The sequence below is a fragment of the Mycobacterium sp. genome, from assembly GCF_035633495.1.
GTDB lineage: Bacteria > Actinomycetota > Actinomycetes > Mycobacteriales > Mycobacteriaceae > Mycobacterium.
Genome location: NZ_DASQEU010000041.1, coordinates 1 through 13,532, shown reverse-complemented (window position 1 = coordinate 13,532; position 13,532 = coordinate 1). Strand labels below are relative to the sequence as shown.

Here is a 13,532-nt window from a genome sequence, read left to right as displayed (position 1 = left end):
CGCTGTGGACAACTCGTTGCCGGGTTCGGATGATCCTCGATCATTCGTCGAATGACGACTCGAGAATTCCTGCCCATCCCGCCCGTTGAAACGGCCACGGACCCCATCCATTCTCCCGCCGACCTCCAGCAGCGGTGGCGAGCGGTCATGGGCCGCTTGGGATTCGGGGAACGCCTGCTGCGATTCGTCTTCGTGGATCCGGACCGACGCATGGTCAAGGTGCTCACTGACGTCCCCATCCCCAAGAGACCCGATCGCGGCCTGATCAGCGATCTCATGGCAGCCTTGCGCGAGATCCTGACCAAGGGAGACGGTCGCACCACCGTGGCCTTCCTGCTGACCCGACCGGGTGTCGGTGCGATCTCCGACGCCGACCGGCGATGGTCGTCCGTGCTGAACCAGACCGCCGCAGAGCTAGGGGTACCGATCGAGCCGATCTTCCGCGCCAACGACGAGCACCTCGTCCTCGTCGAGCCGGCCTAGGTCAGATAGCGGTACGCCGGCGAGCCTGGCTCCAACGCCTCCACGTGCATCTCGGAGGCGCGCATCCGGTCCATCAGACCCTCGAAGTCCGCGGCCGATCCCAGTTCGATCCCGACCAGCGCCTCGCCGGTCTCGCGGTTGTTGCGCTTGACGTACTCGAACAGGGTGATGTCGTCACCCGGCCCGAGCACCTCGTCGAGGAAGCGGCGCAGGGCGCCCGGCTCCTGCGGAAAGTCCACCAGGAAGTAGTGCTTGAGGCCGAGGTGCACCAGGGAGCGTTCGAGGACCTCGTTGTATCGGGAGACGTCGTTGTTGCCACCCGAGATCAGGCACACGACAGTCGATCCCGGCTCGACGGTTCCCTCGGAACATGCCTCCATGAGCGCCGCGACCGACAGCGCACCCGCGGGCTCGGCGATGATGCCCTCGTTCTGGTATAGGTCGAGCATCGCGGTGCAGACCGCACCCTCGTCGATCGCGGTGATCGACACCATGTCCCCGGACGCCGACAGCACGGCGTACGGCAGGGCGCCGGCGCGCGCGACCGCAGCGCCGTCCACGAACTGGTCGACGTGGTCGAGCGTGACGGGCTCGCCGGTGGCGAGCGCCGCCACCATCGCCGCGGCGCCGGCGGGCTCCACTCCGAGCACCGAGGTCTTGGTGGTCCGCTCCGCGAGATAGGTGGTGATGCCGCTGATGCAGCCTCCGCCACCGACCGGAACGATGACGAGGTCGGGTTCGGCCTCGAGCTGCTGAAGGATCTCGACGGCGATCGTTCCCTGGCCCGCCATGGTGCGCAGGTCGTCATAGGGCGGGACCAACGTGGCCCCGGTCCTCGCGACGTCGTCGAGTGCGGCGGCCGCCGCGATGTCGTACGTCGCCCCGCCGACGATCAACTCGATGAATTCGCCGCCGTGATAGCGGATCCGATCGCGCTTCTGCTTCGGCGTCTTGGCCGGAACGTACACGCGGCCGTGGATCCGCATCGAGCGGCACGCCAACGCGAATCCCTGGGCGTGATTGCCCGCCGACGAGCAGACCACGCCCGCCGCGATCTCGTCGGGCGTCAACTGCATCAGCAGGTTGTACGCCCCGCGCAGCTTGTAGCTGCGGACGACCTGCAGATCCTCCCGCTTGAGGTAGACCTGAAGACCCGTCATTGCGGACAACCGGTCGCTGAACTGCAGAGGGCTGAGCCTGACGACCTTCGAAATTCGCTGAGCGGCCTCATCGATGTCCGAGGCGCCGAGCGGCGCGGGACGGCGAGAGGTCTGACTCAGTTCGGCGGACACCGGTCAATGGTGCCACTCGCCCGTCCAACAGCGAAACGGGTTTAGCCCTTGGGCGTGAGCACGAACACCGGGATCTGACGGTCGGTCTTCTTCTGATAGTCGGCATAGTCCGGCCACGTCGCGACCGCGCGTTCCCACCAGAGCGCCTTCTCGTCGCCGAAGACCTCGCGCGACACGTAGTCCTCGGTGACGGGGCCGTCCTGTAGGTCGACCTCCGGATGCGCCTTGATGTTGAAGTACCAGACGGGGTGCTTCGGGGCACCGCCGAGGGAAGCGACCACGGCGTACTCGCCGTCGGGTTCGACCCTCATCAGTGGTGTCTTGCGGATCTTGCCGGTCTTCGCCCCGATCGTGGTGAGCAGGATGACGGGCCGACCCTTCAGTTCCGTCCCCTCGGTGCCACCGGATGCCACGAAGGTCTCGGCGTTCTCCCAGGCCCAGTCCGACGTGCTCGGTCCGTAATCTCCAATCAAAGGCATCCCCCAACATATGACGGGTACAACACGTGGGCCCGGAATCGGTCTTTCGGCTACCCGAAATCGAAGTTACGAGCTATCGTCAAAGCATGACCCCATCGACGGAAATCCGCATCGCAGGCGTTCCGTGGCCCGCGTACAAGCTGATCGCCCTCGCGGTCGGAACGCTGGTTCTCGCCGTCGTGGGAATCGTGACCATGAGCGCAGGCCCAGCCGTGCTCAGTGGAGGGGCCGCCGCTTTGATCGTCTGGCTCGGCCTCGGCCTGTTCAGCTCCTCAGACGTCTAACTCGAGGCCTGCACCAGCCTGCGCTGGCTATCCAGGTCGGCGGCCACCGTTGCGGCGTCGGCCTCGAACTCCTCATCGGTCACTTCTGGACGCCGCCGCAGAGTGAAGACCACCTCGCACCCGCGCTCACCCGTTCCCGCCGGTATCACTCGCATCGGGTTGTAGACCTCGTCGCCGGAGGGTAGCCGGACGACGTGGTCGAGGACCCCGAACTCATTCCGAGGCGAGAACTGCACATCTGCGTCCGCGAGTGCCGGATCGGCAAGCCCTGCCGCCCACCGCGGCAGCTCGCGGGGATCACTGGTGAACGCATAGACAGTGGCAGCCTGCGCATCGATCCACTGGCTGAGGTGTCGGGACGGGGCGCGCCCGTCGGTCGTGTCGTCGGTCATTCCTCCATGGTGACGGACACACTGGGTGGATGGCCGATCAGCGCTCGCGCGAAGAGCGTGACACCGAAACTCCCGAGCCCCCGAAGGAAGTCGAGGCCTTCGTGCAACGGGCCGAGCACCTCGCCGCCAACGCCGAACACCGCGTGCCATCGTGGCTTCGACCCGGAGATCCGGAGAACCGCTGGCCCGTGCTGATCGCGATTCTCGCGGTCATCGTCATTCAGCGCTCGATCCCGCTGCAGTACACGGTGCTGCCGCGGTGGCCGCTGATCATCATGGAGTTGCTCCTGCTGCTGGTGATGCTCCTCATCAACCCGGTCCGGCTATCGCGGCCGACCACCATCGGAAAATGGGCCAGCCTCGTCCTGACGGCGGCGATCACCGTCGACAACACCGCGTCGGCCGTCATCCTGGCCAAACGCATTCTCAGCGGCGAGGTGAGCAACAACGCCGCCGTGCTGCTCGGCAGCGGCGCGGCCATCTTCGTCACGAACGTCATCGCCTTCGGCATCTGGTACTGGGAACTGGACCGTGGCGGTCCGTTCGCGCGGGGCGCCGGGAAGCACCCGTACCCCGACTTCCTGTTCCCGCAGATGTCGGATCCCGACAAGGCGAGACCGGACTGGCGACCGACGTTCGTCGACTACCTCTACGTCAGCTTCACCAACGTGGTGGCGTTCTCCCCCACCGACACCATGCCGTTGGCACGCTGGGCCAAGGGCATGATGACGGTCCAGTCGCTGGTCTCGATGACGACCATCGCGCTGGTCATCGCTCGCGCGGTCAACGTCCTGGGTTGATGCGGAGCTCCTCAGCCCCCGAGGCAGCCGGGACCCAGGAGCGCCTTGAGATCACCCATCAGCGCGGACGACGGCGTCACCCGCAGCGCCTGATCGAGTTCGAGCGTGGTGATGCGGTCGCCGCTGATCAGTCGCAACCGCACCTGCGACGTACCGGGATGGTTGGCGAGCACCTGCTTGAGCGCGCCCACCTTCTCGACCGTGCACTGGCGCGTCGGCAGACTCACGGCCACCGGTCGATCGGCCTGCGCATTCGAGAAGTCAGGCACCACCAGGTCGTTGGCGATCAACGAGAGCCGGTCGTCGCGCGAGTTCACCTTCGCACTGACGATGACGACGGTGTCGTCGGCGATCTCCGCGCCGAAGGTCGAGTACGTATGGGGGAAGAACATCACCTCGATGCCACCGGTGAGATCCTCCAACTGCGCTGAGGCCCAAGGCATCCCGTTCTTGTTGACCCGCCGGTTCACCGACGCCAGGATGCCACCGACCCTTACCTGCGCCTCGTTCGGGACGTCACCGTCGAGAATCGCGGGGATCGGGGTGTCGACCTGGGCGGCCAACAGATGGGCAACGCCGTTGAGCGGATGGCCGGACACGTAGAGCCCCAACATCTCTCGCTCGAGGGCGAGCTTGTGCTTGTCCTCCCACTCGTCCTCCGGCACCCTGATGGCGAACACCGCATCGGTCGCGGTGTCGGCGCCCCCGAAGAGGTCGAACTGGCCCATGGCCTCGGCCTTCTTGGTGCCGAGCACCGAGTCGACGGCATCGGTGTGGATGAGGAACAGGCCCTTGCGGGAGTGGTCGAGGGAGTCGAATGCTCCTGCCTTGATCAGCGACTCCGTCACCTTCTTGTTGCAGGCGGTGACGTCGATCTTGTTCAGATAGTCGGAGAAGTCGGTGTACTTGCCCTTGGCGCTGCGGGTATTGATAAGCGAGGCAACGACATTGGATCCGACGTTGCGGACCGCGCCCAACCCGAAGCGGATGTCGGTTCCCACCGAGGCGAAGTTGAGGTCCGACTCGTTGACGTCGGGCGGCAGCACGGTGATGCCGAGCCTGCGGCAATCCGCCAGGTACACCGCAGCCTTGTCCTTGTCGTCCCCGACCGAGGTCAGCAGCCCCGCCATGTACTCAGCCGGAAAGTTCGCCTTCAGATACGCCGTCCAGTAGGACACCAGCCCGTAGCCGGCGGCGTGGGACTTGTTGAATGCGTAGTCCGCGAACGGGAGCACCGTGTCCCACAGGGCCTTGACGGCTGCGGCCGAGAACCCGTTCGCTTTCATGCCCTCCGAGAAGCCCTCGTACTCCTTGTCGAGCACCTCGCGCTTCTTCTTGCCCATGGCCTTGCGCAGGATGTCTGCTCGGGAGAGCGAGTAGCCCGCCACCTTCTGCGCGATGCGCATGATCTGCTCTTGGTAGACGATCAGGCCGTAGGTCTCCGAAAGGATCTCGCGCAACGGCTCCTCGAGTTCGGGGTGAATCGGCTTGATGGCCTGTCGTGCGTTCTTGCGGTCGGCGTAGTCGTTGTGGGCGTTCACGCCCATGGGGCCGGGCCGATACAAGGCGATGACGGCGACGACGTCCTCGAAGACGGTGGGCTGCATGCGGCGCAGCAGATCGCGCATCGGTCCGCCGTCGAGCTGGAACACGCCGAGCGTGTCGCCGCGACCGAGCAGTTCGAAGGTGGCCGGGTCGTCCAGGGGCACGTCGTCGAGATCGAGTTCGATGCCGCGATTGGCGCTGATGTTCTGCAGCGCGTCGCCGATGATCGTCAGGTTGCGCAGACCGAGGAAGTCCATCTTCAACAGGCCGATGGCCTCACACGACGGGTAGTCCCAGCCGGTGATGACGGCCCCGTCCTGCGCGCGCTTCCACAGCGGGATCGCGTTGACGAGCGGCTCACTGCTCATGATCACGGCGCAGGCGTGCACACCCGCGTTGCGGACGAGGCCCTCCAGACCGCGCGCGGTCTCGTAGATGGTCTGCACGTCGCGATCCGTCTCGATCAGACTGCGAACCTCGGCGGCCTCCTTGTACCGCTCGTGCGTCGGGTCGGTGATACCCGAGAGAGGGATGTCCTTCGCCATGATCGGCGGAGGCAGGGCCTTGGCGATGCGGTCGGCGATGGCGAAGCCGGGCTGGCCGTAGTGGACGCGAGCCGAGTCCTTCAGCGCCGCCTTGGTCTTGATGGTGCCGAAGGTGATGACCTGGGCCACCCGGTCGCTGCCCCACTTGTCAGCGGCGTAGCGCACCATCTCACCGCGGCGACGGTCGTCGAAGTCGATGTCGATGTCCGGCATCGACGCACGCTCGGGGTTGAGGAAGCGCTCGAACAGCAGCCCGTACTGAATGGGGTCGATGTTGGTGATGCCGAGTGCCCAGGCGACCAGCGAACCCGCCGCCGAACCGCGGCCGGGCCCCACGCGGATGTCCACCGAGCGGGCGTAGTTGATCAGGTCGGCGACGATGAGGAAGTACGACGGGTAGCCCTTGTCGCAGATGACCTTGCTCTCGTACTCGGCGCGGTCGACGTACTCCTGCGGCACGCCGCCCGGGAAGCGCCGCGCCAACCCGGCCGCGACCTCGTGGCCCAGCCAGGACGCCTGGTCGTGGCCGTCGGGGACGGGGAAGACGGGCATCCGGTCGCGCGGCGTCCACACGTCGGCGTAGGACTGCACGCGCTCCGCGATCAGCAGCGTCGAGTCGCAGGCGCCCGGCACCTCGTCGTCCCACATCTTGCGCATGTCGGCCGCGGACTTGAGGTAGTAGCCGTCGCCGTCGAACTTGAATCGCGTGGGATCGGTCAACGTCTTGGCGGTCTGCACGCACAGCAGCGCTTCGTGGTTGTGGGCGGCTTCCCGCGTCACGTAGTGGCAGTCGTTGGTGGCCAGCGGCGGGATGCCCAGCTTGCGGCCCACCTCCAGCAGGCCCACACGGACCCGACGCTCGATCTCGATGCCGTGGTCCATCAGCTCGAGGAAGTAGTTCTCCGGCCCGAAGATGTCACGCCACTTGGCCGCTGACTCCAACGCCTCCCGGGTGTGGCCCAGTCGCAGCCGGGTCTGCACCTCGCCGGACGGGCAGCCGGTGGTCGCGATGATGCCCGACGAGTTCTCGGCGATGATCTCGGCGTCCATGCGCGACCACTTGCCCAGCTGGCCTTCGAACGAGGCGAGCGACGACAGCCGGAAGAGGTTGCGCAGACCCGTCGCATTCTCGGCGACCATCGTCATGTGGGTGTAGGCACCGCTGCCCGAGACGTCGTCCGACTTCTGGCTGGGATCACCCCACAGGACGCGCTTGGTATCGAACCGGGACGCCGGCGCGATGTAGGCCTCTACCCCGATGATCGGCTTGATCCCGACATCGGTTGCCGCGTTGTAGAACTCGCTGGCTCCGAACATGTTTCCGTGGTCGGTCATGCCGATCGCGGGCATCTCCAACCGCTGCGCCTCGGCGAACATGGGCTTGACCTTCGCGGCACCGTCGAGCATCGAGTATTCGGTGTGATTGTGCAGGTGAACGAACGACGCGCGATGAGCGCTTGCGCGAAGAGCAGACGGATCAGCCATGGGCCCGCCAGTCTATTGCCGCCCTCCGACGGTGCTCGGCGTGTCGCCGTTCGTGTCGCAGCGAGTCGGCTGGAGCTCCCCGATGTCTTCGACTTCCCCGGCCACTATGCCTGCTAACAAGCCGTGCGAGACCACGCGGTCGAGTTGCTTGGTGACCAGGCAAACGTCAGCGGCGTCGGCGACGAATCCGGCATAGAAGCCGACGCCCAAGAACATCGCGTGCAACATCTCGACCACCGGAGCGACGGCCGTGTCCTCGGAAAGCTCGCCGCGGGCCTTCGCGTCGCCGACGAGTGTCACGAGGAAGTCCTGCACGCCGATGCCGGCGTGGGCGCGCAGTTCGGGATGCCTGGCCGATTCCAGGCGGGCGCTGACCAGGAACGCAATCTGCGAGCGATCGCGCAAGTCGGCTTCCTGGACCGCCGAGACCAGGGCCGAGAACTGCTCGACCAAGGTCTTCGGCTGCTGAGCCGTGGCCATCAGGTCGGCGATCACCCCGCTCGCCTCGGCGATCAGCGCCTGAAAGATCTCCAGGCGCGAGGAGAAGTAATAGTGCAGTGTCGGGCGGCTCAAGCCGGCGGCCAACGCGATCGCCTGGAAGGTAGCGGCCTGGTACCCGTGCTCGTTGATGACCTGCCGTGACGCCCGGAGAATCCGATTGCGCGTCTCCGCGGAATCGGAGTTGGCGGGACGGCCGCGGCGACGCACAGCCGTCCTCGGCCGATCGTCACATTGCGCCATGCTGGCAAACCGTATTGCATTGCCATGACCGGGTCAAATGTTCGCTTCCCGCAAACGTCTGTCCAGATAATCGACGACGGCGGGGTCGGATGTCAGGGCACGCGCGACGCGGTACGCCGCCGCGGCCTCGTCCGTCCGTCCCGCCACCGTCAGGAGGTGCGCCGTACCCGTGCGCGCGTCTCAGCAGCGCCTCGCCGCGGCCGATCATCCCAACGCGCGGGGTCCTGCTCGTCGAGCGGGAAGAAGCATCCGTCGGCGTCCCGTCGGGCCGCGCGTCGAGCTTCCGCGAGGAAGAGCAATGCCGCCAGTCCTCATACCTCGGGTTCGCCCGGCAACAATTCCGTCAAGGTCAGTGCCAGGTGCAACGCCTCGGCCGAAACCGACTCGATCGGCGTGCCCTCGGGTGTGAGTTGCCAGTCGACCGCGTAGGCCCCGTACACGGCCTCCAGCACCGCGGGTAAACGTGTAGAGAGTTGCTCGCGGCGCGGCAGCACGAACGGTATCCCGGCATCTCGGATGCGCCTCTTCGCCCGCACCAGGCGCTGCGCCATCGCTGCGGGTTCGACGGCGAACGCCGCGGCGATCGGGAATGTCGGATACGTCGAGTTCCTGTGCACCCCAGTCGATTCCATCCAGCGGTGTGCTCACGTCAGTGCTGATCAGCACCCCTGCGGCGGACAGGTCGTCGGCGTAGGCCGCGAAGGCCGCCATCACGGGCGCCATGTCCTCCTCCGTCAGGCCCAGCGACGATCCCTCTTTCTATTGCATCAGCAGGCAGTAGCGCATGGTGTCGTCCTCGCGTCGTGTCGTCACGAGCTCACCCCGAGCTCGTCACCGTGATGACGATTCAGGTGCGGCCGTTTCGACGGTTTCCGAAATCGGTCGAGCCGACCTCTTCCGTATCGAGCCCACGGTCATCACCGCGAGGGCGACCCAAGTCAACGCGAAGCCGATCCAGCGACCCACCGGCATCGGCTCGTGCCCGACCAGGACGCCCCAAGCCATCTGAAGCGCGGGATTCAGATAGAACAGCAGCCCCATGGTGATCATTGGTAGCCGCTGCGCACCCGCGGCGAAGAGCAGCAAGGGAATCGCGGTCACCGGACCCGCCAACACCAGCAGAATGGTGTGTCCCGTACCGTAGCCGACGAAGTGGCCGTGGCCCATCATGTGCAGCGTGACGAGGTATCCGCCGGCCAACGGCAGCGCAAGAAACGTCTCCACGGCGACGCTGACCCGCGGGTCCGCCACCACCACCTTCTTGACCAGCCCGTACAGCGCGAACGACACGGCAAGCCCGGCGGCGACGTAGGGCGGCGCACCCACCTCCGCCGTCAGCACCACCACCGCGATCACCGCGAGCACCAATGCGACCAGCTGCCAACGCCCGATGTGCTCGCGGAAGACCAGCACGCCGAGCGCCACCGTGACGAGTGGGTTGATGAAGTACCCCAATGCCGCATCCACGACGTGGCCGTTGGTCGCCGCCCAGATGTAGATGCCCCAGTTGACCGATATCAGGGCCGACGCCGCCAACAGCAGCAGCCAGGTGCGACCGCTGAGCCTGCGCAGATCCCCGAGGCGACGCGCCACGATCAGCACCAGGAAAAGGCTCAGCGCGCTCCACACGATTCGGTGCGCCAGCACCTCCAACGAGCCGGCTGGCAGCAGAAGCGGAAAGAATCCGGGGCACAGGCCCCACCAGACGTAGGCGCCGATGCCGGCCAGAACGCCGGAGCGGCGGCGGGACTCGGCGTCCGGCGTGCCGGTCACGATTCGTGGTGGCGCAGCACGTCCAGCGCGTGTTGGAGGTCCGCCGGGTACGGGCTGGTGATCTCGATGCGGCGACCGTCCGCAGGATGGGCGAAGGCCAGGTAACGGGCGTGCAACCACTGGCGTTCCAACCCAAGCCTCTTCGCCAGGGTCGGGTCGGCGCCGTAGGTCAGGTCACCGCAGCACGGATGGTGCAGAGCCGAGAAGTGCACCCGGATTTGGTGAGTGCGGCCGGTTTCGAGATGCACGTCGAGCAGGCTGGCCGCAACGAACGCCTCCACGGTGTCGTAGTGGGTGATGCTGTGCCTGCCGCCCTCGCTGACGGCGAACTTCCAGTCGTTGCTTCGATGCCGCCCGATTGGCGCATCGATGGTGCCGCTGGACGGGTCCGGATGTCCCTGCACCAGCGCGTGGTACCGCTTGTCGACGGTGCGCTGCTTGAACGCACGCTTCAGCACGGTGTAGGCCCGTTCGGAGATGGCGACCACCATCACGCCCGACGTACCCACGTCGAGACGCTGCACGATGCCCTGGCGTTCGTGCACTCCCGAGGTGGTGATCCGGAAACCCGCGGCAGCCAGTCCGCCCAGCACCGTCGGGCCGGTCCATCCGACCGAGGCGTGCGCGGCGACGCCCGCGGGCTTGTCGACGGCGACGATGTCGTCATCCGCGTACAGGATCGTCATGCCCTCGATGTCGATGGGCGGATTGTCCAGTGGTGCAGGCGCTTCCGGCAAGCGCACCTCGAGCCAAGCTCCCGCGACGAGGCGTTCCGACTTACCGGCCGGAGTTCCGTCGAGGTCGACGCCGCCGTCTTCGGCCAGCGCCGCGGCTGCGGTCCTGGACAGGCCGAGCAGGCGCGCCAACCCGGCGTCCACCCGCATACCCGCGAGTCCCTCTGGAACCGGCATCGACCGGGTCGTCATCAGTCGCGCTCGGTATCTTCGGATTCCTCCGTCGCGGCGGCCTCCGACGCGGCGCGTTGCGCGTCGTCGGGCTGACGACGTCCCTCGGCATCGAAGTCGAATCCGAACAGCGACAAGCCCACGAGGAGGATCGCCCCGCCGACGACCGCGGGATCGGCCACGTTGAACACGGGCCACCACCCGATCGACAGGAAGTCGACGACGTGGCCCCTTAGCGGGCCTGGCGAGCGGAAGAACCTGTCGACGAGATTGCCCAGCGCACCGCCGAGGATCATGCCGAGGCCGAGTGCCCACCACGGCGACACCAGCCGCCGCCCCATCCAGATGATGCCGATGACGACACAAGTGGCGACCAGTGTCAGCACCCAGGTGTAGCTCGTGCCCATCGAGAACGCGGCGCCGGAATTTCGCACCAGCGTCCAGGTCACCGTGTCGCCGATGATCGAGACCGGCTGCTGCGGCGTCAGGAGTTTGACCGCCAGCACCTTGGTCACCACGTCCAGGAGCAGGACGACCGCAGCGACCGAGAGCAACAGGCGCAGTCGGCGCCGCGGCGGCGGCGGATCGGTTTCGTCGCCCGCAGTCACGGGCTCGGCCGACCCCGTTGATTCGTCAGTCACTCGACCATCATCCCAAAGCGCCAATGGTGAACAATCGCCGCATGAGCCGCGTAGTCGTCGTCACCACCGGTGGCACCATCGCGACCAGCACCGGCGTCGACGGCGTCGCACGCCCTACACGGACCGGCAGCGACCTGACGGCGGGCCTCGACACTCGCGTCGACGTGGAGGTCGTCGACCTCTTGGCCGTGGACAGTTCCCAGCTCACACCCGCCGATTGGGACCGGATGCGCGCATCCGTGGCGTCGGCGGCGCTCGCCGGGGCCGACGGCGTGGTGATCACCCATGGCACCGACACGATGGAGGAAACGGCGCTGTGGCTGGACCTGACATACGGCGGCGACATGCCCGTGGTGCTGACCGGGGCCATGCGAAGCGCCGATGCCGTGGACGCCGACGGCCCAGCGAACCTTCGCGACGCGCTGACCCTGGCCGCGAGCGCCGACGCCAGGCAGATCGGTGTGGTCGTCACCCTCGCGGGCACGGTGTGGCAGCCGCTGGGACTGACCAAGACCGGCGCGGGCTTCGTCGGCGTAGAGGTGGCGCCGACGGGTAGGCAGCGCATCTCGTTCGGCGACCTGTCCGCCGTGGGGGGACCCCGGGTTGACGTCGTCGCGACGTACGCGGGCAGCGATGCGGTGGCCATCGACGCCTGCGTCGCGGCGGGCGCCACGGGAATCGTCCTCGAGTCGCTGGGCTCGGGGAACGCCGGTGCCGCGGTCATCGACGGCGTCAGCCGGGCGTGTGCCGCGGGGGTCGAGGTGGTCATCTCGACCCGGGTGCCCGGAGCGCGCGTCACGGTCGGTTACGGGCCGGGCCGCATGCTGGTCGACGCGGGTGCCGTGGTGGCGCCACGGCTGGCCCCACCACAGGCCCGTGTGCTCCTGATGGCGGCGTTGGCGGCGGGCACGCCCGTCGCGGACGTGTTTCGCGCCTACGGAGCGCCCTCGTAGGCCGTCGTGAGCCCTTCGACGTAGTCGGGCCAGTCCAGGCTGTCGACCGGGTTCGCTCGCACGACCTCGGGGCTGTCGTGCGGCAGGGTGTGCGCCTGTCCCGGTCCGCTGGCGCGTGTCTCGAAGCGCACCGTCATGACGCCGTGCCCCGCGCCCTGCACCCAACCGTGCCCCAGGCTCGAATGAGCGACGTCGTCACCGATGCGCCAGGCCGCGCTCGGGTCGGCGGGCGTGCCAACCGGGCCGACCTGATGACTGTCCGACGCGTCGAGGGTCTGGTCGAGGTCGGGGAACAGCGATTCCTGGAGGACGTCCGACAGCCCGGAGAAGCCCACGCCGACCAGCCGGACGGGTCCGATGTCGACCGGATCGAGCAGCAACCTGCGCGCGGTGCCGATCAGCGTCGCCGCGTCGGCGGTGGCATAGGGCAGGGTCGCGGACCGCGTGAGCGTGCTCATGTCGGACTTCTTGAGCTTGACGGTGACCGTGCGAGCGCCGCGGCCGTCGCGCTCCAGGCGCTGGTATGCGTGCTCACCGATCGGGACCGTCGCGTCGCGCAACTGATCCAGCGTTCTCAGATCCTCTGCGAACGTCGATTCGGCGCTGATCTGCTTGGCGCTCAACCGTTCCGCGACCGGGCGGTCGTCGATGCCCTGCGCCAGCAGGTGCAGCGCGGGCCCCAGGGTCCCGCCGAGGATGTCGGCCACTTCCGAACCACTCAACGCCGCCAGGGCTCCCACCGTGTCGATCCCCAGCCGGTGGAGCTTCTCCTCGGCGACGGGCCCGATCCCCCACAACCGGCGCACCGGCAACCCGGCGAGCAGCGCGCGTTCCTCGTCGCGGCGGACGACGCGGATGCCGTCGGGTTTGGCCAGCCCCGACGCGATCTTGGCGAGCTGCTTGCCCGAACCGGCGCCGACGGAGGCGATCAAACCGGTCTCGCGAAGCACGTGAGCGCGCAACTCCTCGCAGAACCGCACGACGTCGTCGGCGTCGGCCCCGACGAGTTCGGTCGGCTCGCCGAACGCCTCGTCGAACGACAGCTGTTCTAGCACCGGCACCATCGAGCGGACGGTATCGAGCACCCTTCCGCTGGCGACCCCGTACACGACGCCGCGCGGAGGCAGCACGACTGCGGACGTGCCGACCAGTCGGCGCGCCTGATGCATCGGCATGGCCGATCGGGCGCCGAACACCCGCGACTCGTAGCTGGC

At 67.3% G+C, this 13,532-nt stretch carries 13 protein-coding genes and 1 pseudogene; 4 read left to right on the top strand and 10 right to left on the bottom strand.

The window, feature by feature from the left end; genetic code table 11:
* Nucleotides 1–51: 51 nt before the first annotated feature.
* The gene (locus VET27_RS06175) at nucleotides 52–483 is read left to right on the top strand and encodes a hypothetical protein (RefSeq protein ID WP_526516153.1); all 432 of its coding nucleotides are present in this window, start codon (nucleotides 52–54) and stop codon (nucleotides 481–483) included.
* On the opposite strand, the gene ilvA is transcribed toward VET27_RS06175, so the two are convergent.
* Together ilvA and VET27_RS06165 are read right to left on the bottom strand one after the other, a co-directional pair.
* Nucleotides 480–1,775 (bottom strand): threonine ammonia-lyase IlvA, encoded by a 1,296-nt coding sequence (gene ilvA / locus VET27_RS06170; RefSeq protein ID WP_526516151.1) that lies wholly within the window; start codon nucleotides 1,773–1,775, stop codon nucleotides 480–482. The two genes, VET27_RS06175 and ilvA, sit on opposite strands and share 4 nt — an antisense overlap.
* 41 nt (nucleotides 1,776–1,816) lie before the next feature.
* Nucleotides 1,817–2,254, bottom strand: a complete 438-nt coding sequence (locus tag VET27_RS06165; RefSeq protein ID WP_526516149.1) for a nitroreductase family deazaflavin-dependent oxidoreductase — start codon at nucleotides 2,252–2,254, stop codon at nucleotides 1,817–1,819.
* Between the two features lie 86 nt (nucleotides 2,255–2,340).
* On the opposite strand from VET27_RS06165, the gene VET27_RS06160 reads away from it, so the two are divergent.
* Nucleotides 2,341–2,538, top strand: coding sequence for a hypothetical protein (locus VET27_RS06160; protein WP_526516147.1), 198 nt, complete (start codon nucleotides 2,341–2,343; stop codon nucleotides 2,536–2,538).
* Here the strand turns inward: VET27_RS06160 and VET27_RS06155 are convergent.
* A complete protein-coding gene (locus VET27_RS06155; RefSeq protein WP_526516145.1) occupies nucleotides 2,535–2,930 on the bottom strand; it encodes an SRPBCC family protein in 396 nt (131 codons plus the stop codon). The genes VET27_RS06160 and VET27_RS06155 overlap by 4 nt on opposite strands.
* 29 nt (nucleotides 2,931–2,959) lie before the next feature.
* Here VET27_RS06155 and VET27_RS06150 point away from each other — a divergent pair, with 29 nt between their 5' ends.
* Nucleotides 2,960–3,730 carry a hypothetical protein gene (locus tag VET27_RS06150; protein ID WP_526516143.1) on the top strand — a complete coding sequence of 257 codons (771 nt, stop codon included), beginning with the start codon at nucleotides 2,960–2,962 and terminating at the stop codon, nucleotides 3,728–3,730.
* 11 nt (nucleotides 3,731–3,741) lie between these two features.
* Here the strand turns inward: VET27_RS06150 and dnaE are convergent, their stop codons facing one another.
* From dnaE to lspA, 6 genes and pseudogenes are all read right to left on the bottom strand, one after another.
* Nucleotides 3,742–7,305, bottom strand: a complete 3,564-nt coding sequence (dnaE, locus tag VET27_RS06145; protein ID WP_526516141.1) for a DNA polymerase III subunit alpha — start codon at nucleotides 7,303–7,305, stop codon at nucleotides 3,742–3,744.
* A 12-nt stretch (nucleotides 7,306–7,317) separates the two neighbouring features.
* Entirely contained in the window at nucleotides 7,318–8,013 is a 696-nt protein-coding gene (locus VET27_RS06140) for a TetR/AcrR family transcriptional regulator (protein WP_526516139.1), read from the bottom strand.
* Between the two features lie 182 nt (nucleotides 8,014–8,195).
* Nucleotides 8,196–8,597: pseudogene (locus VET27_RS06135) on the bottom strand (DUF6596 domain-containing protein).
* 280 nt (nucleotides 8,598–8,877) lie between these two features.
* On the bottom strand, nucleotides 8,878–9,819 hold the full coding sequence (rarD, locus tag VET27_RS06130) for an EamA family transporter RarD (RefSeq protein WP_526516137.1): 942 nt from the start codon (nucleotides 9,817–9,819) through the stop codon (nucleotides 8,878–8,880).
* Nucleotides 9,816–10,745 carry an RluA family pseudouridine synthase gene (locus VET27_RS06125; RefSeq protein ID WP_526516135.1) on the bottom strand — a complete coding sequence of 310 codons (930 nt, stop codon included), beginning with the start codon at nucleotides 10,743–10,745 and terminating at the stop codon, nucleotides 9,816–9,818. The genes rarD and VET27_RS06125 overlap by 4 nt, the downstream gene beginning before the upstream one ends.
* Nucleotides 10,745–11,365 (bottom strand): signal peptidase II, encoded by a 621-nt coding sequence (gene lspA / locus VET27_RS06120; protein ID WP_526516133.1) that lies wholly within the window; start codon nucleotides 11,363–11,365, stop codon nucleotides 10,745–10,747. The genes VET27_RS06125 and lspA overlap by 1 nt, the downstream gene beginning before the upstream one ends.
* A 41-nt stretch (nucleotides 11,366–11,406) precedes the next feature.
* Here lspA and VET27_RS06115 point away from each other — a divergent pair, with 41 nt between their 5' ends.
* Nucleotides 11,407–12,318: an asparaginase gene (locus VET27_RS06115; RefSeq protein WP_526516131.1), complete on the top strand. Its 912-nt coding sequence runs from the start codon at nucleotides 11,407–11,409 to the stop codon at nucleotides 12,316–12,318.
* Here the strand turns inward: VET27_RS06115 and VET27_RS06110 are convergent.
* On the bottom strand, nucleotides 12,300–13,532 hold a 1,233-nt coding region (locus tag VET27_RS06110; protein ID WP_526516129.1), incomplete at its 5' end, for a DNA polymerase IV. The genes VET27_RS06115 and VET27_RS06110 overlap by 19 nt on opposite strands.